Source organism: Psychrobacter sp. UBA3962, from assembly GCF_002385225.1.
In the GTDB taxonomy this organism is placed as follows: domain Bacteria; phylum Pseudomonadota; class Gammaproteobacteria; order Pseudomonadales; family Moraxellaceae; genus Psychrobacter.
Map to the genome: position 1 here is coordinate 1 of NZ_DGDC01000003.1, position 23,228 is coordinate 23,228.

19 protein-coding genes are annotated in these 23,228 nt (G+C 42.6%); 8 read left to right on the forward strand and 11 right to left on the reverse strand.

The annotated features are described in order from the left end of the window. The 4 genes from B3S92_RS00325 to B3S92_RS00340 all read left to right on the forward strand — a co-directional run. A partial coding sequence (locus tag B3S92_RS00325) for a ComEC/Rec2 family competence protein (RefSeq protein ID WP_296201758.1) occupies nt 1-2,783 on the forward strand: 2,783 nt, incomplete at its 5' end. Nucleotides 2,784-3,078: 295 nt separating this feature from the next. Then, a complete protein-coding gene (gene sppA, locus B3S92_RS00330; protein WP_296201759.1) occupies nt 3,079-4,152 on the forward strand; it encodes a signal peptide peptidase SppA in 1,074 nt (357 codons plus the stop codon). Nucleotides 4,153-4,182: 30 nt separating this feature from the next. Then, a complete protein-coding gene (locus B3S92_RS00335; RefSeq protein ID WP_414706972.1) occupies nt 4,183-5,037 on the forward strand; it encodes an alpha/beta fold hydrolase in 855 nt (284 codons plus the stop codon). A 25-nt stretch (nt 5,038-5,062) separates the two neighbouring features. Then, the gene (locus B3S92_RS00340; protein ID WP_296201762.1) at nt 5,063-5,893 is read left to right on the forward strand and encodes a CPBP family intramembrane glutamic endopeptidase; all 831 of its coding nucleotides are present in this window, start codon (nt 5,063-5,065) and stop codon (nt 5,891-5,893) included. 97 nt (nt 5,894-5,990) lie between these two features. On the opposite strand, the gene dusA is transcribed toward B3S92_RS00340, so the two are convergent. From dusA to B3S92_RS00360, 4 genes are all read right to left on the reverse strand, one after another. Further along, nucleotides 5,991-6,992, reverse strand: a complete 1,002-nt coding sequence (dusA, locus tag B3S92_RS00345; protein WP_296201764.1) for a tRNA dihydrouridine(20/20a) synthase DusA — start codon at nt 6,990-6,992, stop codon at nt 5,991-5,993. A gap of 42 nt (nt 6,993-7,034) precedes the next feature. Next, nucleotides 7,035-8,342, reverse strand: a complete 1,308-nt coding sequence (locus B3S92_RS00350; protein ID WP_296201765.1) for an MFS transporter — start codon at nt 8,340-8,342, stop codon at nt 7,035-7,037. A gap of 89 nt (nt 8,343-8,431) precedes the next feature. Beyond that, nucleotides 8,432-10,120: a phospholipase D family protein gene (locus B3S92_RS00355; RefSeq protein WP_414706973.1), complete on the reverse strand. Its 1,689-nt coding sequence runs from the start codon at nt 10,118-10,120 to the stop codon at nt 8,432-8,434. Between the two features lie 459 nt (nt 10,121-10,579). Continuing rightward, complete coding sequence (locus tag B3S92_RS00360; protein WP_296201768.1) at nt 10,580-11,527, reverse strand: NAD(P)-dependent oxidoreductase; 948 nt, start codon at nt 11,525-11,527, stop codon at nt 10,580-10,582. Nucleotides 11,528-11,714: 187 nt separating this feature from the next. On the opposite strand from B3S92_RS00360, the gene B3S92_RS00365 reads away from it, so the two are divergent. The 4 genes from B3S92_RS00365 (at nt 11,715) to B3S92_RS00380 (ending at nt 15,583) form a co-directional block, all read left to right on the forward strand. Further along, the gene (locus B3S92_RS00365; RefSeq protein WP_296201770.1) at nt 11,715-13,013 is read left to right on the forward strand and encodes an O-succinylhomoserine sulfhydrylase; all 1,299 of its coding nucleotides are present in this window, start codon (nt 11,715-11,717) and stop codon (nt 13,011-13,013) included. 107 nt (nt 13,014-13,120) lie between these two features. Beyond that, nucleotides 13,121-13,453: a YbaB/EbfC family nucleoid-associated protein gene (locus tag B3S92_RS00370; RefSeq protein ID WP_296201772.1), complete on the forward strand. Its 333-nt coding sequence runs from the start codon at nt 13,121-13,123 to the stop codon at nt 13,451-13,453. Nucleotides 13,454-13,617: 164 nt separating this feature from the next. After that, nucleotides 13,618-14,205, forward strand: coding sequence for a recombination mediator RecR (gene recR / locus B3S92_RS00375; protein WP_296201774.1), 588 nt, complete (start codon nt 13,618-13,620; stop codon nt 14,203-14,205). A gap of 79 nt (nt 14,206-14,284) precedes the next feature. Further along, complete coding sequence (locus tag B3S92_RS00380) at nt 14,285-15,583, forward strand: ribonuclease D (protein ID WP_296201776.1); 1,299 nt, start codon at nt 14,285-14,287, stop codon at nt 15,581-15,583. Between the two features lie 10 nt (nt 15,584-15,593). On the opposite strand, the gene B3S92_RS00385 is transcribed toward B3S92_RS00380, so the two are convergent. The 7 genes from B3S92_RS00385 to B3S92_RS00415 form a co-directional block, all read right to left on the reverse strand. Beyond that, nucleotides 15,594-16,322, reverse strand: coding sequence for a serine aminopeptidase domain-containing protein (locus B3S92_RS00385; RefSeq protein ID WP_296201777.1), 729 nt, complete (start codon nt 16,320-16,322; stop codon nt 15,594-15,596). Nucleotides 16,323-16,539: 217 nt separating this feature from the next. Further along, nucleotides 16,540-19,434: an aminomethyl-transferring glycine dehydrogenase gene (gene gcvP, locus B3S92_RS00390; protein WP_296201778.1), complete on the reverse strand. Its 2,895-nt coding sequence runs from the start codon at nt 19,432-19,434 to the stop codon at nt 16,540-16,542. 125 nt (nt 19,435-19,559) lie between these two features. Then, on the reverse strand, nt 19,560-20,366 hold the full coding sequence (locus B3S92_RS00395) for a hypothetical protein (protein ID WP_296201779.1): 807 nt from the start codon (nt 20,364-20,366) through the stop codon (nt 19,560-19,562). Between the two features lie 58 nt (nt 20,367-20,424). Then, entirely contained in the window at nt 20,425-21,210 is a 786-nt protein-coding gene (locus tag B3S92_RS00400; protein WP_296201780.1) for a nitroreductase family protein, read from the reverse strand. A gap of 86 nt (nt 21,211-21,296) precedes the next feature. After that, nucleotides 21,297-22,091: a nitroreductase family protein gene (locus B3S92_RS00405; protein WP_414706964.1), complete on the reverse strand. Its 795-nt coding sequence runs from the start codon at nt 22,089-22,091 to the stop codon at nt 21,297-21,299. A 109-nt stretch (nt 22,092-22,200) separates the two neighbouring features. Further along, nucleotides 22,201-22,581, reverse strand: coding sequence for a glycine cleavage system protein GcvH (gene gcvH / locus B3S92_RS00410; protein ID WP_077451230.1), 381 nt, complete (start codon nt 22,579-22,581; stop codon nt 22,201-22,203). A 24-nt stretch (nt 22,582-22,605) separates the two neighbouring features. Continuing rightward, on the reverse strand, nt 22,606-23,223 hold the full coding sequence (locus B3S92_RS00415; protein WP_296201782.1) for a hypothetical protein: 618 nt from the start codon (nt 23,221-23,223) through the stop codon (nt 22,606-22,608). Between the last annotated feature and the right edge of the window lie 5 nt (nt 23,224-23,228).

The following is a 23,228-nucleotide window of genomic DNA, read 5'->3' on the forward strand; positions in this document are numbered from 1 at the left end:
TTTATGGGGCTATGACTATAGCAGGGATTTTAGCAATTGCTTTAATGTTGGCCATTTTAGAGCTGGACCCGAGCCAGCTCTATGCTCTTAGCAACATCCCCCACCAAGTAGGCAGTGATCGTTGGCAGGTAGTCGCTTATGTATTACTGACGTTAATAGTCTTGTTGTGCTCCCTGTCTTATCTGACTCCATTGCTCTTAAAAAGATTAAAATCAAACGCTTCACCTCCTATAGCGTCGTCTAAAATCATCACTCAGATCTATCTTAACCCTTATGCCCAGATGCGGCAGCAAGGGTTTTTTAAGCCCCTCGTTAAGCTGGCTACGTTGCTGCTGTTGTTACTGGCCGTACTCTGTAATAGTGTCGCACAGCGCTTAGCTTTTATAGAAGCCTCTCCTCAAAAGCCCCTGTATTTAGAAGCTACGGTCAGCCCAGTGGGGTTAAGCGATAAGCGCCTAGCAGTTGAAGAGGGCGAGGTACTGCAAGGCTATCGGCAATTGGTTCAGTTGTCCGATATTCAGGTGGACTCTTTATACGATAATAAATCAGTAGCGGACTTATCTGGTCTAAGTAATCTACCAGTGACAATGAAGGTTATGCTGCAAAGCTATCAAAATAAGGACCGCGAGCTTAATCAGTTGGCTCCCAATCAACAGCTGAGAATGAAGCTGGTTTTACAGCCACTTGAATTAAAAGACAAAGCCAATGCTGATGAGTTTGATGAATACCGCTGGTTAAGTAGCCGCCATGCCACGGCAAAGGCTTTTATTGTGGAAGCGCACTATCCCTCTATAAAGCTTGCGACTGAGTTAACTCTGCAGCAAAAGATAGATGTGATGCGCTATAAGTTTCGTGAGCATTTTTTGCAGTTGATGCTTAAGCGCTCACAGCAGGCAAGTGAGGCAAATTCTCAAATCAAAAACAGCCAAGATGAAGTCGCAGTGACTTTGAGTTTACTGACCGGTGATCGCAGCTTAATTAGCGACGACATGACGGCTTTATATCAATTTGGAGGCATATCCCATCTATTGGCTATCTCTGGTACCCATGTTCTATTTTTAAGCTTATTGTGTGCCGCCTTGGTAACGGGTTTGATTAATCGATTTAGACCCAGTATTTACTACTGGTTACCGCGCTGGCAATGCGCTTTTATCATTGCTGCCATAACTGCTTTTGGCTATGCACTTTTTGCAGGATTCGATGTACCTGCATTGCGAACGGCTTGTATGCTGCTATTAGTAGGAGTAATGCGTTATTTTTTAGCTGTGCCTGCTATTTTCAAAATGTTACTGGTATTGGCAGTGGCTATGGCGTGGGCCGATGTATTTGTACTATGGCAGGCAGGATTTTGGTTGTCTTTTGTGGCGGTAGCAGTCTTGGTCGCTTATAGTCAGCGCTGGCAGCGAGTAGATAGGCAGCCGGAAAGTTTAGCAGATAAGGTTAAGCAGCAATTGATAGCTTTATTTAAAATTCAGCTTTGGATGTCGGTCGCCTTATTGCCTATTAGCTTATGGCTGTTCGGTAAAGTATCGCTTTGGGGATTTGTGATTAATTTATTTGCCATAGGCTTGTTTGGCTCAATTATAGTGCCTATCAACCTTTTGGCCAGTGTACTGTTTGTCATGAATCCAACCAATGCTTTGTCGGCTGCTCTGTGGTCCCTGCTGTTTTGGATACTAGATCAGCTACATAAACTGCTGCAGCTGTTACAGCAGACCTTTCAACAAAGTGGCTGGCTGTATAGCGAGATGAGTTTGCCAGTAATGGGGCTTTTATTTCTCATGGCATTGCCTTGGATGCTCCCTAAGTCTATGTTGAGTCGAGCGCTTTCCGCTGTGCCACTGCTGGCCATTACTGCAATGGTGTATGCCAGTGAGGAGTTACCCAAAGACTCGGTGCATATCACAGTGTTAAATCCAAAAAACTTTAATTATGCTGCCAATTTAATACAACATAAAAAGCAAGCTTGGCTGCTACTTTCAAGCTATGAAAAGCAGTATAAAACAGTAAATGAGGATTTAGCTCTGAAACAGCAGAAACAACTTTCTCAAGATTTATATGATCAGTTAAAACAGAAAAATGTTAAGCAATTAACGGGAGTCATTGTCCAAACGGCAACGACTAGCTTGGCACCAGTAGTGGCTAGCCTTAATCAATCTTTGCCTATCTCCTACTATTGGCAGGCAGGGCTTTCAGCTCATAAGCTAAGTATTGAGAAGGCTTTGGCTGGCTCCTCGCTACAAGCTCAGAGTTGTCAGATGACTAAGCGTTGGCCTAAATATTCAGAAGCTAGACCGCTGAGTGCAGAGGCACAGCTTGTCCCGCTATCACTAAGGGCGCTTACAGGTTGGGAGCAAGTAGAGGACAATAGGGTTTGGGACTGCGCGATACAGATAGCTAGCAGTCAAGCCATTTATCTTACTGAACAAGGTGAGACTGAAAAGCTGTTTGACGCTAGTGAGAGGAGAGGTAAAGACAGCATAGAGGATATAGACACTGATGTCCAAGAGCTTAATCCACTGAATAAAGCTGTGATTTATAGTAGTAGCAAGTCGCAACTGGCTCAGCTTTGGCAATTAATGTGCGACTCTGGGGAACAATTGAAGAGCAGCGAGCTTGAGTCATTAAATGTAGATAAGGGAAGTTACTGGCTAACCCCCTCGCAGTCTGTGGTACAAAAATCAATGGTAGATAACTTTGCTCCTCAGCAATGGAGAATTATAGGGGAAAGTCAGGCCTCAGCCACATTGCCCTTAAAAGAAAGTTATTTGTATTGGCAGTAGCCTTAGGGCTCTTAAGCAGATTTATAGGGTTTTTCAGTCATACCCTAAACCCTCGACTAAATAAAATTAAGATATGAATTAATATTTTACAGAATTACCGGTGACAAACTATGACCAGGTCAGGTATGGTATTAAGCTTCTAATTGACTGAGGCTTTAGGGCTTAAGAATAGGTCGAAAATTAATTTAATTTTCGACTTGGTATTTATCCAAAAGGCTTGAAAAGCTTTAACTTAAAAAAAGTAAGTCAATTAGTCAATAAACACATCAATCGATAAGTAGGATTCACATTTTATATGTCAAACTGGCCACCAGATCCCAATAAAGCTCCTGAAAACAATTCGGCTCCAAATAATTCCAATAATAAATCACCACAGACATCACGACCATTACCTGTAAGCTCTGGCGGTCGTGAGTGGCATTTATTAGAAAAAACGCTAATGGCCAGCATTGAAGAGCAGCGTCGTGCTCGTCGATGGCGTGTGATTTCTAAGGTGCTTAGTTTACTTACTTTGCTACTGCTATTTTTTATGCTCAGTCGTGGCTGTGCCCCCACTGAAAGCATTAGTAGTGTAGATGTGACTAAGCCACACCTTGCAGTGGTGGATATTAAAGGGGTTATCGGGCCTGATGACGTTGCTAATTCATACGATATCAGTGCTGCTTTAACAGAAGCCTTTAAGTCTAAGGGCTCAAAAGCCGTAGTTTTAAATATCAACTCTCCGGGTGGTTCGCCCGTTCAGTCTGATGAGATATGGCAAACTATGATGGAGCTGCGTAAAGAGTATCCAAAGAAAAAGCTATATGCGGTTATCGGTGATATGGGAGCTTCTGGCGCTTATTATATCGCTTCTGCTGCCGATGAAATCTATGTTAACCCTTCAAGCTTAGTGGGCTCTATTGGGGTTATCATGCCAGGTTATAACGTCGAAGGTCTTATGGACAAATTAGGTGTTAAAGACACCACTTTGACAGCGGGCGAATATAAAGATATTTTAAGTGTAAGCCGTAAGTTAAGCGACTACGAACAACAACACGTCGAGGGTGTTTTAAATAATACTCATAAGCACTTCATCAATGCCGTTAAGCAAGGTCGTGGCGATAAGCTAAAAGACCCAGAGCAAAACAAACTTTTCACCGGCCTATTTTGGACGGGTGAGCAAGCCATTGACTTAGGCTTAGCTGATAAAAAGGGAAGTTTAATGACGTTAGAGAAAGAGCTTAAATTAGATAATGTTGTTGATTACACTCCTGTAGATCCGATGAGAATGTTCTTAAATAACTTCGCGCTGCAATTAGGGTCTGGTATTGGCTCATCAGTGGAGTTGAAGCTATTACCAGAAGAACAAACTTCAGCTGAGATGAGATAAATGTCAACAACTTCAAATGTGTCATTAAATATGGATTTTTCAAGGCTACCCGTTTCAAAAGTGACGGGTAAGCCGGTGATTCATTTTGCCCATGCGAATGGTATGCCAAGCCGAGTTTATCAACCTATATTTGAAGTGCTACAACAGCACTTCACGGTTGAGTATATTCCAGTTTTAGGTTTTGATGAGCAAGGACAGCCTACGCACGCTATTGATAATCACTGGAAGAGTTTAACCAATCAAGTAATCGATAGTGTGCAGCAGTTGGTTAAAAAGCATAAGGTACCTGTGATAGGTTTAGGCCACTCTTTAGGGGCCTTATGTACCTTACAGGCCATTTATCGTAAACCCAAGCTATTTGTTCAGGCGGTATTGATGGATCCGCCCCTTATTTATGGTAAAGATAATTTCTTGTGGCACGCTGCTAAATCACTGTCACAAAAAACAGCCGACAAAATGTCTCCTGCTGGTATTTCTAAAAACCGCCGAGATGTTTGGGACAGTCGTGAGCAAGCTCATGAGTTGTTACGTCCAAAGAGTTTTTTCAAAAACTTTGACGACCGCACCTTTGAAGGTTATTTACAACATGGGCTACGAGATCAACAAGACGGCACAGTGACTTTAACCATTCCTAAAGAAGCTGAAGTGGCGGTATTTCGTACCAATCCCTCCCTGTATTGGCTCAAACCTAATAAGCCGCCTAAGAAACCAGTGACTTTGTTAATAGGCGATGGCAGTCGATTCTATGAAATGGGCTTTCCGCATAAAGTCAGACGTCGCCTATCTATTCCTTTTAAGTTACATGCAGGCGGGCACATGTTCCCTCTAGAGTATCCTGACTCAGTGGCTCAGTTAATCTTGACTACTATTGCTGAGCAGGCCTAACTGTTAAATAAAAGTAGTTCCTACTATGTCCAATAAACTTGTTAACAAGCCAATCCTAGAAACCGTTGAAGTGGCACAACCTTTCAAGCTATTCACTAAGCCTGGGGTTGTGCTCCTTTTTATTGGCATCATTGGGCTATTTTTGGCGCTGCAGCTGCTAGGTATCTATCTGTTTGCCCCTGTGGTTTTTAATGATTTTCCATTAACCACTGCCCAACGATTTGGTATGGGTAGCTTTGACGGGACGGTAACCAGCTATGCCATGATGTTTACCCTAGTGGCACTGTTAGCAATTATCTATGCGATAGTGAGGTGGCGTATTCATAGCGTTTCCTCTGCATCGGTAATACCAGCCAATTTCCAAAACGCTAGTATCAATTATAGGGTAGCTAATTATTTAGGGCTAAAGCCTTTTGCATTGAACGTCGCGATCGGTTTTGTTGGGTTATGGCTACTGTTCGTGATTTGCACAGAAACCTTAACCTATATTTTGGAGAAAAACCCTACTGCCTTTGTTGATGATTTATATGACAGTGCCAATCCTAAGTGGTTGCTAATTGTGACTATGGTTATTGTTGCCCCGATATATGAAGAAGTGATGTTTCGCGGTATCTTATGGAGTGCGGTACGTGAGCAATTTGCCGGGAGTAAAGGCGCGTGGGTAGCCACTATTACTACCAGTATCTTATTTTCGATCATTCATTTGCAGTACGAATTTTATGAAATGAGCGTCATCTTTATACTGGCTATGTTATTAGGCTATGCTAGGTCTCGATCAGGCTCCTTATATGTCCCCATTTTGCTGCATATCATTAATAATGGATTGGCTATGTGGATGTATCTTATGGTTAGTTAACCCTTTGTTTAATGAGCGCTTTATTTGATTTGTATCGTGTTCTATTAAAAAGACCCCGCACTATCTTAAGTGTGGGGCCTTTTTTTTGTTTAGAGGATTAATCTTGTTGTTTTGAGCTTTCTATTAGTTCTAAAGTAGCATCGCCGGCAGCTTTAATCTCAGCAACGGTTAGTTGCTGCTTGCCGCTTAAGGCCTGTCGCCATTTGCGCGCTCCTGGCAGGCCTTGGAATAAGCCTAATAAGTGGCGTGCGATAGAAGTTAGAGGCTCTCCATTGGCCACTTGCTGCTCTAAGTAAGGATAAAGCTGCTCTAAAATCTGCTCCCTACTTGGGGGGTGCTCTCCCCATAACTGCATAGCCTCAGCCAATAGATAAGGATTATGGTATGCCGCTCGGCCAATCATTACGCCATCTACCTGCTGCAAATGGGTTTTGATTTGCTCAACGCTGTCGATTCCGCCATTAATCTCAATTTGAAGCTCTGGCATTTCTTGTTTTAAGCGATACACATCCTCATATCTTAGCGGTGGAATCTCACGGTTTTCTTTCGGACTCAAGCCTTTTAGCCAAGCAATTCGTGCATGCACAATAAAACGCTGACAGCCGGCTTCGGCACTGGCCTCTACGAAGTTTTTCATAAATTGATAGCTATCGTATTCGTCAATACCAATACGGTGTTTTACCGTGACAGGAATATCTACTTCAGCTTGCATGTGGCGTACTAAGCTTGCGACGGTATCAGGCTCCGCCATAAGACAGGCCCCAATTTTATTGTGCTGTACTCTATCAGAAGGACAGCCGACATTGATATTTACTTCGTCAAACCCGCGTTTTTGAGCCTCAATCGCACATTGGGTCATCTCAGAAATGTCTGCTCCGCCCAACTGGAGTACCAAAGGGTGTTCACTGCTATCAAAACGCAGCAAACGATCGGTATTGCCATGTAAGATAGCCCCCGTTGAGATCATCTCGGTATAGAGATAAGTATGGGGGTTAAACAGACGGGCAAAAAAACGATAATCTGTGGTGGTCCAATCAATCATCGGAGCAATTGAAAGGCGTTTGTGAGTCATGATGTTTTGCAAAGCAGGTTGGCTCATATGAAAGATTAAGTCCTAAGTATACGAGTTAATGATAACTGACTACAGTTTGATCGATTCATCTAAATCTTTAAATTTTGGTAAGCGATAAATATAAAGCCCGATGATAAAGGTTACGAGACTGACAAAGATGATGTATAGCGCAGGTGAAAAGCTGACCAAATTGGTGGCATATCCCAAGCCAAAAGGTAAGGTAAGACCGACCAGAGCGTACATCAAGTTGTAGGTCAAAGACAGAGCAGTTACCCGAACTTCGGTAGGGAATAGCTGCACTAAAATTACTGAGCCTAAGCTGATAATACCGGCACAAAATCCCAAAACAGCGTACATAAACAAGATGTAACTACCGCCACCATACTCTAGATGATAAAAGAAAGCTAAGGCTTGCAGCATCAAGGCGGCTGAACCTATCATCATCGCTTTACCAGTACCACTTCTATCCGCAATTAACCCATAAAACACACAGCCAATCATCATGAATAACAAGCTTAAGTTATTTGAGAGTCTTAGCATGGAATCATCAATACTAAATCTCATAGAGACGAGATCAGGTAATAGCAGGGCGATGACCATGGTTAGACTGGCAATAATAAAGGTTATGATTAACGCCAAAAATATGGCATTAAAGCGCTTAAAGTAGGGCCCTAGTTCCGATAATTTAGGCACGAACGTTTGTTTGTTTTGTTGCCGAGTGAAAATTGGGGTTTCATTGATGGTTTGTAAAAGTAGTAGCACCACGAAGCTAAATAGGGCGGCCCAGACAAAGGGGATGCGCCAGCCACTTTCAATCAATTGATCTCTAGTGTGGGTCGAGGTAATAATCTCAAACAGTAGGATGGATCCCAGCTCTCCCAGCATAAAGCTGGCGGTGACAAAGCTCAAAAAAGTGGCTAAGTTTCGTTTATTAACGTGCTCTGCAATATAAACCCAACCTAAAGGGGTATGAGCCCCAAAGGCCATCCCTTGAAACAATCGTGCGATAAAAAAGAGAATAGGGGACAATATACCAACTTGCGCATAAGTAGGCAGGCAAGCTGTAATCAAAGCGGTTAGGGCAATACAGGACATGCTGATCAATAAAGCCGGGCGTCGACCTTTTACATCTGCATAACGACCAAGGAGTATAGCTCCGATAGGGCGAGTCAGATAGCCTGCAATGAATAAGCTTAATACCTGCATGTTAGCTAAGATCGGATCATCATTGGCTGGGAAAAAAGTGCTACTGATAATGTCCGCCATGAACAGATAAATCAAAAAATCAAAGTAAGTGACGGCGTTACTGGCACATATGATCATTAGCTTTTTTAGTGAAACTGAGCTGGATGAGTCGGATAAGGCAACAAAAGGCATAATAGTCGTATCACGTAATAAATATTAGTTGGGCGTATTATTTTGCAGTCAAAATACACAATAGTTTTATGAATTTATGGCTAACTCTACTACAAAAGCCAATCAATCGGCAGCGAGGACATAATATTTATCCATAGCGAATCTACCAGATCAATATGAGGCTCTTTATTGTGATAAATTATTTGGCTGTTCTCCAAAGTCTGCCACTGTAGACGACCTTGGTCGGTTAAAACCACTTTATAGGCTTGATTTAATAAGTCATCGCTAATGGCTTTATGCAGTTTCAGGGCCAACTCCTCATCCTCAATCACCACGCCCATCTCGGTATTAATATTGGCTGACCTAGGATCTACATTATATGAGCCAATAAACACGCTGTGATCATCTACCGCGAAAGCTTTGGCATGCAGACTGGTTGAGGACTGTGAGCGGGCACGCCATAGCTTGTTTTCTCTATCTTCTTTAGAGGCTATAGCTTTCAGCTCATATATCTCTATACCGGCTTGCAATAGAGGAATACGCCACTGAGCATACCCCGCATGAACCGCAGAGACATCGGTGGCATTGAATGAGTTGGTCAGTATTCTAACCTTTACCCCTTGTTGTGCAAGTTTGATTAAGGTATTAACCCCATCTTTTGTAGGTACAAAATAAGAAGAGACAATAGAGAGGTTCTGTGTCGGAGTCCCTAATAAGTCTCTTAATTGAGCCACCAAATGTACTTCAGGGTGTGTGTTTTTTAACAGCTTCTCAACATCATCACTTAAAAAAGTCATCTTTGCCCAGCGAAAAGGCACTTGTTGATTGATTAAATCAGAGTCTATAGTTGATCTTTCTACAGCGCGATTATACACACTTAACCCGTCAGAGTTAGCCATTGATTTTTCAGGATAAATTTTATTTAGGCTGGCAATGAAGTTTTTGGTATTGGTCTCAGGGTCGTTTGAGGCATTGACTGGTAGCTTGTGCCCTTTTTTCTTGACCAAGGTTTCTATATCGTAGGAGATGGGCGAGCGCCAATATTGCTCAAAACTTTCATTGATATCTTGTACCACATCGCCTATCAGTAGCACATCTAAGTCGGCAAACTGACTGTTTGTATTATTGCTAAGATACTCGTCTCCCACATTTCGACCCCCTATAATACTTAGGTGACGGTCGAAGGTCATGCTTTTATTATGCATGCGATGATTGATGCGCCTTAAGTCTGTAAAGTAGTTTAATGTTTGAAATTTTCTAAAAGACATAGGGTTAATTAGACGCACTGCAATATTAGGGTGACTGGCAAAGCGTATGAGATGCTTATCTAGAGCAGCATTATTATTAAAATCATCCAATAAAAAACGAACCACCACTCCGCGGTCAGCGGCTTGCCATAACTGCTTTAATAACAGTTGACCTGCTTGATCGTTATGCCAAATATAATATTGTACATCGATGCTTTCAGTGGCCAGATCAGTAAGTTCACTACGGGCGGCAAAAGCATCGGCTCCGGTCACAATGGGGTGGTAGCCTGATAGGTTTGGGTGGGAGCGTTTTTGTTGTGTAATAGACTCTACTAATGGGGCTTGTAGCGGGTCTAAAGAGGGTTGGTTCGATTTATTATCATAGTGAGCAGTAATAGACCTAGTCAGCTCAATACTTTTGGCAATATGAGGGGTCTTAGGTAAAGTACTACAAGCACTAAGAGCTACAATAAAAAGACCTGACAAAATTAGCCTAAGCAGTGATATTTTTTTATCGGTTATACGCTGCAAATGACAAAAAGTAGCCCACATACCTTGTTGAATCTTAGCCAACGTGAAATGGCTCATAAAAGATGGGCTGACTGAAATAGGGGTGTCAGGACTGTTAATAAAAAAAGGGCTCAAAGTCTTGTACCTTTATAAAAGCTCACTGTACCAAAAACTCACTGTTACTTTTCTTCTAAGGCTAAATTTTCTAAAAGCTAGGTTTTATATAAATAAATCGAAGTTTAAGAGCATTAAGTTTATGAGAAACTAGATTTAAAGCACTAAGGGTCTATGATAATTTTTGCTACAAAAAATCAATAAAAAACACAGTAAATATAATAGTATAAAATAAAAGTATTTTACCGCAGTCTAAAGCGTAATAAAGTTGCTAAAATGTTTAACCAACAATAAGGGGGAGTCGCTTTTTGTAAGCCTCCCCCTACTGGTGCTGTGATGGATACGGTGTTTACGATTTGATAGGGCTATAAAGAGCTTAAATTAAGCCTAGTTGTCATCTTTAATATCGATGCCACTCATCATCTCATAAAATTTAGCAAACTCTGAGAAGTCCGCTGCACCAGGCTCATGCTGGTTGCTAGCAGCTCGAACTAAGCTGGCGACTTGTGCCATTACTGGTGTTGGAACTTGTTTCTGCGTTTGTAAGTCAATAGCAATGCCACAGTCTTTGGCCATTAAGTCTATGGTAAAGGTTTTAGGAAAAGCACGGTTTACGATTCGATCTGGAAAGGTGGCTAAGGTAGCAAAGCTTTGGCCACTGGCCTTATTAATACAAGCCAAGGCATCTGAAGGGTTGACCCCATGTGCTTTTAGAACAGACAGCCCTTCAGCAGCAGCCCAGGCATTAATGGCAAATAAGGTGTTGTTAACCGCTTTTACCGCAAAGCCAGACCCAGAGTTGCCGACATGGACAATTAGGCCTGCAAAGCATTCAATGGCTGGTTTGGCATAAGCCAGAGCTTCAGCAGAGCCGCCGACCATCACCGTTAATGTACCACTATCCGCCCCCGAAGTTTGACCAGAGACGGGCGCATCCAAAAACTCACAGCCAATTGCTTTTAGTTTCGCTTGACTGGCTTTTGCCTGATCAGGAACTCCGCTGGTACAGTCTACCCAGACGCTATTGGCTGATAAATAAGGTAGGGCTTGCTCAATAACTTCATCTACCACATTGCTGGTAGGCAGGCATGAAAAGATGACATCTGCGGTCGCTGCTTGCTGTAAGGTAACGGCTAGAGTGCCAAACTCCTTGGCATGAGCCTCTGCTTTGTCAGAAGTTCGGTTCCAGACCATAACGGTGTCAAACTGGCGCACCAAATGTTTGGCCATATGATGCCCCATGGCACCCAGACCCAGAAAGCTGACCGACTTTGGTTGACTTGAATTAGTGGCTGACTCTAAAACTGAGTGGTTCGATGAGTTGTTTGTGCTCATAGCAGTACTCCCTAGCATGAATTGAATTTTTTATTAATTTAAAAATAGAATAGCGTTAGCTTACAATAGAAACCCGAAAACGATAAAAAAACAGTGATATATTGCTAAAATACTTTTATTTTCATAAAGTTTTAAAAGTTAAGCCAATTTCTTTTACCAATCCTTAATAACCATAATAGATAATACTATGACCCATGACAATCAAAACACCGCTCAAGCCTCTGCTACCCCTCAAACTGCAAGCAATCAACTGGATGATAACTGGACCAATGATGCCTTAGATTTAAGCCAAGACTATGCTATGCAGACCATTGCTGTCCGTGCAGGGCAGCATCGCAGCGATGAGGGCGAGCATAATGATCCTATTTATACCACCAGCTCTTATGTGTATCAGTCGGCTGCTGATGCCGCTGCTCACTTTAATGGGTTGAAGACTGGTAACGTCTATTCCCGCCATACCAATCCAACCGTGCGTACTTTTGAGCGTCGACTGGCTGCCTTAGAAGGTGGGGAGCGTGCGATAGCAACAGCCTCGGGTATGGGGGCTATTTTGACCATGTGTTTGGCCTATTTGAAGCAGGGTGATCATATCGTCGCTGCCAAACAGCTATTTGGCTCATCGGTTGGTCTATTTAATAACTTTATGGGTAAGTTTGGCGTCAGTGTCACCTATGTGGATTGCTTTGATAATAAGGCTTGGGAACAAGCGATCGAGCCCAATACCCGGTTATTATTTTGTGAGACACCCAGTAACCCATTAGGCCAGATTGCGGATATGAAAGCAATCAGTGCCATTGCCCATGCTCACGGTGCGTTATTTGTGGTAGATAACTGCTTTGCTACCCCTGCCATTCAGCGTCCTTTAGAATTTGGAGCGGATGTGGTGATTCATTCGGCGACCAAATATATTGATGGTCAAGGTAGAGTCCTTGGCGGTGCACTGGTCGGTAGTGAGGAGCTGATGCAGCAAGCTTTCGTTGTGGTTCGTTCTGGGGGCATTAGCATGAGTCCCTTTAATGCTTGGGTATTCATCAAAGGTCTAGAGACTTTAAATTTACGTATGCAAGCTCATTGTGATAATGCCAACAAAATTGCTGAGTTTTTGGTCAATCACCCCAATGTTGAAAAGGTACATTTCTCGGGCCTACCAAGCCACCCGATGCATGAGCTTGCTAAGCAGCAACACCATCGTAAAAACTGCTATGGGGCAATCATGGGTTTTGAAGTAAAAGCCGTCGGCAATCATACGCCACAGTCGGCTGCTTGGCACGTTATTGATAGCACTAAAATGGTATCCATTACCAATAACTTAGGGGATGCTAAGACCACAGTGACTCACCCTGCAACCACCACTCATTTTAGAGTTTCGGAACAAGCTCGCGCTGAAGCGGGAGTGACTGAGGCCCTTATTCGACTCTCTGTCGGTTTAGAAGAGGTGGATGATATTATTAAAGATTTAGCGCGAGGGTTAGATAGCTTAAGCTAAGTCACAAGCTTAAAACATAACTTTTTAGACAGCCCCTTAAGTTATCAGTATAATGAGGCTTATAAAGAGATTAATCTGAAATGTTTTAAAAATCTGATGAGGTAATCATGAATATTCAAGCCCTTATGCAGCAAGCTCAGGCAATGCAAAAGCAAGTGGAAGCCAATGTTGAAAAAGCAAAAAAAGAGCTGGCTGATAAAGAAGTTCAAGCAGAAGCCGGTAATGGTCTGGTTAAAGTCACCATGACCGGCCGTCATGTGGTTAAGCGTCTATCTATTGACCCAAGCTTATTGGAAGATGAGCCAGACTTAATCGAAGATTTAATTGCGGCAGCCATTAACGCTGCAGTTACCAAAGCCGACGAGCTGTCAGAGGCTACTTTGGCGAATGCAACTAGTGGTATGGGTTTACCACCAGGTATGCAAGGTCTATTTGGCTAGTCTAGTCTGAGCTAAAAATTTATTACAAAATAGTTTTATTAGATGGGGTGGTAATGACTAAATTACCCCCCATTTTTTATTTAGTAGCTTGTGGTCGTGTCTGACTCTATAAGTTGCTAAAATATAAAGTAGTAAAATATTTTGCACATAAAAAAGGTGATTGATTGTTAACCGAAAAATTTGATAATTTGGTTAAGCAGCTGCGGGTACTGCCAGGTGTGGGACAGAAGACTGCCCAGCGCATGGCCTTGCACCTGCTTAATGGAAAAAGACCTCAAGGATCGGCCTTGGCGCAGGCTTTAGATATTGCCATGCATGGTATTATTGAATGCCAGCAATGCCACTCTTTTAGTGATGATGAGGTTTGCCCGATTTGTTTAGACCCCAGACGCGATGACAAGGTACTGTGCGTAGTGGAAACGGCTGCAGATGTGATGGCTATTGAACAATCTGGCGGCTATCGCGGTCGATATTTTGTGCTAGGCGGTCATTTGTCGCCGCTTGATGGTATTAATGCCGATGACCTTAATATTGATCAGCTGGTTAATCGAGTGAAGGCCTCGCCTGTAGAGGAGCTGATTTTGGCCACCAGCACTACGGTGGAAGGTCAGACTACGGCGCATTTTATCTCTGAAGCGGTTCGTCGTCATGTGGGCAAGGTCACCCGTATAGCTCAAGGTATCCCGATGGGTGGAGAGCTTGAGTATTTAGATAGCATGACCCTTTCTCAAGCTTTGCAAAACCGCTCTTAGTAATTAGTAAAATTTCTGGTTATAACCTCTATTTAACCCAAACTCCTATTTTTTATTTATCACGGTAAAGAAGACTTCCATGACTCAGGTATCCACAGGCAGCATCCCCACTCAAGAGTCGACAGCAAAAACAGCGACTATTCACGACCCCAGTAAATTGCTTGATGTAGCAGCTATCAAAAGAGATTTGGAGGCTTCTACTGATTTACCAGTACACTGGGTATCTGACTTTGATGCTCTAGAGGCCTGTCTTGATGATTTAGAAACCCGAGATAGAGTGGCTTTAGATACCGAGTTTATTAAGCGCAGCACTTATTTCCCAATCCTTGCTCTGGTACAAATTAATACCGGTGACACTATCTATTTGATTGATGCGCCTAAGCTTGATTTGACCGAGTTTTGGGTGGTATTAGAAGAGATGCCGATGATGATTTGGCATGCCTGTGGCGAAGATTTGGGTATTTTTTACCTGTTATCAGAAAGCCCGGCATTAACCAATGTCTTCGATACTCAGATAGCGCTGTCTTATTTAACCGGTCAGTTGCAAATGGGTTATCAGCAGGCACTAAGTCAGGAGTTAGATATTCATGTTGAGAAAGGGGAGAGTCAATCAGATTGGTTGGCCCGACCACTGACCTATGAGCAAGAATGTTATGCCATTGATGATGTGCGTTATTTGCTTAATTTGTACGATATTTTACATCAGCAACTCGTCAAAAGAGATTTATTAGATAAGGTGATTGAAGACTGCCAGCTTTATACCAAAGAGTTGTATGAGGCGGCCAATATTGAAGATGATGCCACTTATTTGGCGATGGCTGATTTTCGTTATACCGGTGAACAATTGGCGGTGTTACAAGCCGTCTCTAGCTGGCGGGAAGCTTTGGCCCGTGCCACCAATCAACCGAAAACTTTTATTTTGAAAAAACAAGCGGTACGTGATGTGGTGGTGGAATTTCCGAAAAGCATCAAGCAACTGACCCAAAAAACCACCATGCATCGCAGTATGATTCATCTATACGGCGATGAATTGATTGATATTATCAATAAAGCGCGCACTTTACCCGTTGAGGAGCAGCCCGCTCTAGTATTACCGCCTTATCGCTCTAAGGATAAGACGGTTTCAAAAGCGGTAAACCAGGTGATAAAAGAGTATGAGGCCGAGACTGGTGTTCCTGCCAACGTACTGATGCGCAAAAAGTGGCTGTCTCAGCTTTATGAAGTTGTTGCTTATGATTTGCCTATTGAGGATATTCCAGAAGGGCTAAAAGGGTGGCGTAACCCCTGGGTAATGCAAACCCTAATTCCGCTACTCGAAACTTATAAGCAGCAACTAAAAGAAGGTATGCGTATGCAGCAAGAAGAGGATGAGTTATAGGCGGATGAGCTTATGGCTTTTCATTAGCAGACTTTTTGATCGTAGGTCTTTTAAACATGCCATGATCCAAAAAATAAGCGGTTTGGTCTGCTACGGTCTGATTAATTAACATTCCGGTATGCGAGACAGGAAGAATAATATGGTCGGTTGCTGACTCAAGCTTGGTTTCATAGACATAGACCGTCCCATCATGCTCACAGTGAGGGTAGCTAAGTTTTGACTTTTGGTTGTGATAGTTAAGCACTATTTGCCCCAGACCATAAGGGGTATTACCGGCGATTACTCCCAAGCTAACCCCTTTTTTTAGGGGCGCATTCTGTCCATCTAATGCATTTTTATAAGCATTACCCACCAAAGGCGATAGTAAATTATTTACATATTTAGCAGTGGTGCTGCCTTTGTGAGGGGTGCCCAAAGTAACGCAGCGTCCGATCTTCCATTGTGGATACCGTGAAATAAAATCTCTAATTACCAGTCCGCCTAAGCTATGACCCACCAGATTGATGGCAACCGAGGGGTCATGGTTGTCTAACAGCCAACTATTAAGACTATTACTGTGCTTATCGATACTATCGCGTAGGCTGTAATAGTTATGCTGATAGGTAGCAAAGCCTCGACTTTGTAGCTGCATTGCTAAAGGCTGCATAATCCAAGCTTTTTGATGTAGCCCATGTATTAATACCACAAAGGGCTTGTGAGGAGGGTTGGAGGACGCAGGCGATGACTTAGATTTTGACAAAAGTGGTTCCTAATTGTGATTATGTAGGTTTATAAAGTGATTTAGTTGTGAATATCACTTTAAAGATTATAAATAGAGCGTTAAGGTTTATAAGTTAAAAAATGTCAGTAAAAGTTAATCTGATCTTATAGATATAAAAAAACCTTCAAGTCTTAGACCTGAAGGTTTTTTGTTGTCACTATAAAATCAACAGTAGCTATAAGTTAGTAGTCGCTGATTACATATAGTTTTCGATACTTGGGCAGCTACACATTAGGTTCTTATCGCCATACACATCATCGATACGACCGACGGTCGGCCAGAATTTATGCTGACGGATATAGTCTAATGGGAATGCAGCAGTATCACGGCTGTATGGATAGTTCCACTCGTCGCTAGTGATAACGAACGCTGTGTGCGGGGCGTTAACCAATGGGTTATTGTCAGCCGTCCAGCCATCAGTGCCTTCTTTCACTTTAAGCGCTTCTTGCTTAATAGATTTCAGCGCAGAGATAAAGCGGTCAAGCTCATGCTTGGCTTCAGACTCTGTTGGCTCAATCATTAGCGTACCCGCTACTGGGAAGCTCATGGTTGGGGCATGGAAACCATAGTCCATCAGACGCTTAGCGATGTCTGCTTCAGTGATGCCAGTCTCTTCTTTAAGCGGACGGATATCAATAATACATTCGTGCGCCACACGGCCATTCTTACCGGTGTAAAGTACAGGGTAATCATCTTGTAGCTGGCTGGCCACATAGTTGGCGTTTAATAGCGCTGTTTTAGTCGCTTGTAGCAGACCATCACGGCCCATCATGGTGATGTACATCCATGAGATAGGTAAGATGCTGGCTGAACCATAAGGGGCTGCTGAGACCGCAGTGGTGTCTTGAGTGGCATTAAATACTGGAGCCACACTATGGTTGGCTTTGAAAGGCGCTAAGTGAGCCTTCATACCGATAGGGCCCATGCCTGGACCGCCGCCGCCGTGTGGGATACAGAATGTTTTGTGCAGGTTCATGTGCAGTACGTCAGCACCCACTTCAGCAGGCTGCATGATACCCACTTGAGCGTTCATGTTGGCCCCATCCATATACACTTGACCACCATGGCTGTGAATTAAATCACAGATATCACGAATACCGGCTTCAAACACACCATGAGTAGACGGATAGGTAATCATTAGCGCACCTAAGTTTTCGCTGTGCTCTTCACACTTCGCTTTTAGGTCTTCAACGTCAACGTTACCATTTTCATCAGTGGCGATTACGACGACTTTCATACCCATCATCTGCGCGGTAGCGGGGTTGGTGCCATGAGCAGATTTAGGAATCAAACACACATCGCGGTTGGTTTGACCCAGTGACTCATGGTAGCGGCGAATGGCCAGTAGACCCGCATATTCGCCTGATGCCCCAGAGTTTGGCTGCATTGAGATATCATCAAAGCCGGTGATGGCTTTTAATTGCTCTTGTAAGCTTTCAATCATGGCCACGTAGCCGGTTACTTGGTCTTGCGGTGCAAAAGGATGCACGTTAGCAAACTCGTTCCAAGTAATCGGTAGCATTTCACTGGTGGCATTTAATTTCATGGTACAGCTGCCCAGTGAAATCATACTGCGGTTCATGGCCAAGTCTTTGTCTTCAAGCTTCTTCAAATAACGAAGCATTTCATGCTCAGTGTGGTGTGAGTTGAACACTGGATGAGTCAAGATGGCGTCAGTACGTAGAACCGCGTCGTTTAAAGAAACTTTCGCTTCGCTAGGTAACGCTTCAGCTTTGTTGGTAAATAACTGAGTTAAGGTTTCGAAATCTGCTGAGTTACTGGTTTCAGAGAAAGAAACAGACAGTTTGCTGTCACCTTCACGCCACAAGTTGTAGCCCACATTTTCTGCATTTTCATAGATTTGAGTGGCCAATCTTTCAGAGCCACAGTCTACTAATACCGTGTCGAAGATTTGATCGTGAATAACGCTTAATTCACCGCCGGCTGCTTTGATAACATCGCTAAAAGCAGTGGCCATAGCATGGATACGAGTGGCAATGCGTTTTAAACCTTCAGGGCCATGATAGACCGCGTACATACCAGCTAGGTTGGCCAACAATACTTGAGAAGTACAGATGTTTGAGTTGGCTTTTTCGCGGCGGATGTGTTGCTCACGAGTTTGTAGCGCCATACGTAAGGCAGTGTTGCCTTGAGCATCTTTTGAAACCCCGATAATACGACCAGGAGCAGAGCGTTTTGCTTTATCAGAAAAAGCAAAGTAGGCCGCATGTGGACCGCCAAAGCCCATTGGGATACCAAAGCGCTGAGTACTACCTAAAGCCACATCAGCACCCATAGCAGCTGGTGATTTTAATAACACCAAGCTCATGATGTCACTGACCACTAGGGCATAAGTTTTGTTCTCTTTAACTGCGGCTATTACGTCTGTTAAGTCAACGACATCACCCTCACGGCCAACATATTGGAATAAAGCACCGAAGAAATCGCCTGATTTGGCAGTTTCAAAATCGCCAACCACAACGTCCCAACCAAAATATTTGGCACGGGTACAAATAACGTCTAAAGTTTGGGGGTAAACACGCTCATCAACGAAGAATTGATTTGATTTGCTTTTGCTAACACGCTTGGCCATTGCCATACCTTCAGCGGCAGCAGTGGCTTCATCAAGCAGTGAGGCACCGGCCAATTCCAAGCCAGTAAGGTCAATACAAACTTGTTGGAAGTTCAATAAAGCTTCAAGACGACCTTGTGAGATTTCAGCTTGATAAGGCGTATAAGCGGTGTACCAGCCTGGATTCTCTAGGATATTGCGCTGTATAACCGCTGGCATGCGTACTGGTGAATAGCCTTGGCCGATGTAGCTTTTGTTCACGGTAATGTCATCTGCCATAGTACGTAGCTTGGCCAGAGCATTGTGCTCACTCATGGCTTTTGGCAGGTCTAACTCGCGGTTCATGCGTACAGCTTCAGGCACGGTATCAGCAATAAAGCTATCCATGTCATCATAGCCAACCGCTTTAAGCATTTCTGCTTGATCGTTAGCACCTGAACCTAAGTGTCTGGCTACAAAACGTGCTTCGTCAAATAGACCGTCAAAAGATAGGTTAGAGTTTGTGTTTTGGGAGGTCATGGCAGTCCTTAGTTAAAGTTAGGGGTGGAGGAACTTAATAAGAGGGTTTAATAACAAAAATTAATTTTTAGGGATAAAGCTGCTAAGCAATTTTGATGTATGCTGATTTTTCTAAAAACTATATACTACTTCTCAAATAAGCTGCTATCCGAGCCGATCCACATTCCACTACCTAAATATACAGGCTCTCCAGAGTCGTCAATGGAAAACTGGTCATAAAGGCTTTGAGATCTGGACTTTCTATTTTCTCGTCTCTGCACTTGAAGAGTTTCATGTTTTTGTTTGAGAACATTGTCCTGTTTGTTTGAACTTCCTACAGGTATAAAATATTTGTCTAAATTAACCTCGTTATTCATAAAGCTATGACTGAATCTTATAATGCCTTCAAATAAATTGAAGGTAGTATGAGCTAAATGATGTCTAACGAACTTTACACTAACAAAGTTTCTCAGACTTTCATCTTTCTTGATATTTAAATAAGTATCGGTTCTATTGAATAAGCGTGGAAACTTTCCTGACATTAGTTCTAAATCTACACCGTTTTTTCGTATTAAAATAAAAGCTGTTCTTGAATTATTTGTATATGTTAAAACGAGTTTATATGTAGTATGACCATATGAAAGCGTTTGCCAGTTTCTAGCTTTGAGTAGGTCTATTAGAGAGTTTGAAGATACAACGCCAATTTCAATAGGTTTTATACATGGGGGATAGAAAGCTCCGTTAATACTTATGGCTTCAGATATTTTGCAATAAATTGTTTTTTTACAATCCCAATTTAAATACTTAACTCTATTAACGATGCAACGGTAAATAACATCGTTTTTATTAAGAACTAGAACTTCATCATTAGGTTTTAAATCTGTTCTAAAACATTCAACAGGGTATTCTGTATTGCCATTTAGGTCTCTTACTAAAGCAATGAGGTAACTCATGGTAATCTAAATTCCAAACATAGAAAAATATCGACATGAAAATCTGTTAACTTGTAAATTAAACGTGCTTAACAAATTGGTCGTAATCGAACCTAAATTGTTCGTTATAAATACCGTTGTCGCTTCTTTCGCCTGCACCAATCATCATGGCAATATGGTGATGACGGGTTAAGCCTAGTAGTTTTTTCATACCCGGCTCATCAAATCCGCCCATCGGGCAGCTATCAAATCCGTATGCTCTTAGCGCCAACATTAAGTTTTCAGCTGCTAAAAACGTATTGCTAAGTGCCCATTTTACTTGGTCAGCCTGAGTGTAATAAGGCGTGACTACAGGACCTTTAACTTTACGATGTACGGTGGTAAATCCCCATTTGACCACGGCTAGTGCATTAATTGGATCTTGGGTATAAACCAGTGGAATAAGCTTTTCGTAATATCTCTTAACCTTTGCCGGTACTGGCTGTTGTGGATATTCTTTAATAATTTGCTTACTGTGTTGTCGCCAGTTATCGGTACGCGCAACAACGGCTATCAATCTATTAGAGGTCTTGGCTGCGTTTTGTCCCAGGCAAAGCTTAACTGCTTTTTTCTTAACCTCTTCTGAATCAATAACATAAAACTCCCACTGCTGAAGGTTACTGGCATTGGGCGCAAGCATTGCCATGCGCAAACAATCTTTAAGAACCTCATCAGGGATAGGGGTGTCGGTAAAACGTCTTACGGATCGACGTGACTCAATCACCTGTTTAAAAGCCTCTAGGTGCGGTGCGTTTAGGCTACCTGACTCTGATTGATGGCTTTTTTGGCTTTCTATATGAGGTTCATTTTGCGACTGTTTTGTCATTTTTAGCATGTCCTTTGCAAATTAAGTGTTGTTTAATACCTTTAATATTCAGTAAGTGTTATTTGAATAGGTGTCATTGAGAAAAATTAAACCCGTTTAACGAATTTATCGTAATCAAAACGGAATTGGCTGTGATAAATACCTCTTTCGGCACGCTCACCAGCAGCTATCATCATAACCACATGGTGGTGGTCACTAAGATTGAGTAATTTTTTTAAAGCAGGCTCATCAAAGCCGCCCATAGCACAGCTATCAAAGCCGTGAGCACGAAGGGCTAAAATCAAGTTTTCGGCAGCCAGTGCTGTGTTATACATGGCCCAGTTTCTGATGTCCTCATAGGTATAACAAGGGGTTTTAATGGGGCCTTTAAATTGTCTTACCGCTTTGGTCATTCCCCATTTAACGGCAGAGAAAACCCCTGCAGGACCTCGTAGGAAATCCATGGGGACAATTTTTTCATAGTAGTCGCGTACTTTTTTTGGGGCTTTGCCATCTGGAAAGTCACGAATATTTTGTTTGGCATGGTCGCGCCAAGTATCGGTTCTTGCAACCACAGCAATCAACTTATTGGCGGTTCTTGCTGCATTTTGGTTCATACAAATTTTACTGGCTTTACTACGCTTATCTGGGGTTTCAATAACATAGAACTCCCAAGGCTGAAGGTTGCTTGAGTTAGGAGCAAGCATGGCTAAGCGCAAGCAGTCTTGTAGTACTTCATCGGGAATAGGGGTGTCAGTAAATCTTCTTACTGAACGACGAGACTCAACTACCTCTGTGAAGGCGGCTAAATTCTTTGATGATCTAATATCTTGCATAGCAACACCTTGATCTGTTTTAGTCTCTTGGGTGGGGGTAGGACTTCCTTGGTCTTGTTGTGACATAACCTATTTATCCCTAAATAGTTAATGATATAAGGGTGAAAATAACTAAGCGTCGCCTCAAAGATGAAACAACGCCGTTCACGCCTTGTTAAAGATACAAGCCCATCAATTATAGGTCAGCTTGATACTCTTCAGCTGACAGTAGTGAGTCAAAGTCGTCAGCATTGTCAGGCTTAATGCGGTACATCCAGCCATCACCATATGGGTCGGTGTTGATAACTTCTGGATCGTCTTCAAGCGCTTCGTTGATGGCTACCACTTCGCCAGTGATAGGCGCATAAACATCTGAAGCTGCTTTAACAGACTCAACCACAGCCACTTCATCATCAACTGCTACCGTATCACCCACATCTGGAAGTTCAACATAGACGATATCGCCAAGGGCGTCTTGAGCATGGTCAGTAATACCAACGGTGATGGTGCCGTCATCTTCCATGCGTAACCATTCGTGGCTAGCAACATACTTTAATTCTGATGGAACATTACTCATAAATTTCTCCTAGGGTTAAAAAAGTTAGTTAGATAAGTCGCATATAACATCAGTCATATTTGCGTTTTGTTGAGATGGATACAGTTCTAAACCTACTGCGGCCTCATCGTATTCGTTCTCATCACAAACCTCACAATCTTCGAAAGTAATTTTTGTGTTAGCTCTGAGTTTTCTTATTACTTCATCTACTGGCTTATCGATAACGAAGTAAGGGGAATATATACCATTGGCAATACCACCTGCAAAACCAATCTTTTTGATTGGCATGCCATAATAAGTACCTACCACATTAAAGTGGGCATCAAAGTAAGAAGATTTTTTGGTAAAGGTGGAGCCAGAGCTTATCCCATTTATATCATAAAACTCAGTCTTTAAGTCGCTATCTACGAAAAGTTTATAGGCACTTGGCAGTACAATTGTCCCCGGTTTAAAGGGGAGTTTATTACCTTTATATGTGCTTGATTTGTAAAAAGAATCGTAATTAGGGGTCATGCGTTTAAGCATGATGTCTTGTTTGCTTAAGTCACATGCATTTTCCCATGGCTTGAAAAATGGAGTCCAGTCCACAGTCGAGGCTAAGCTAGCTTGGTTAAATAGCAAAGAACCTAACAACAAGCCTAAAACTCTAAACGATTGAGACATACAGC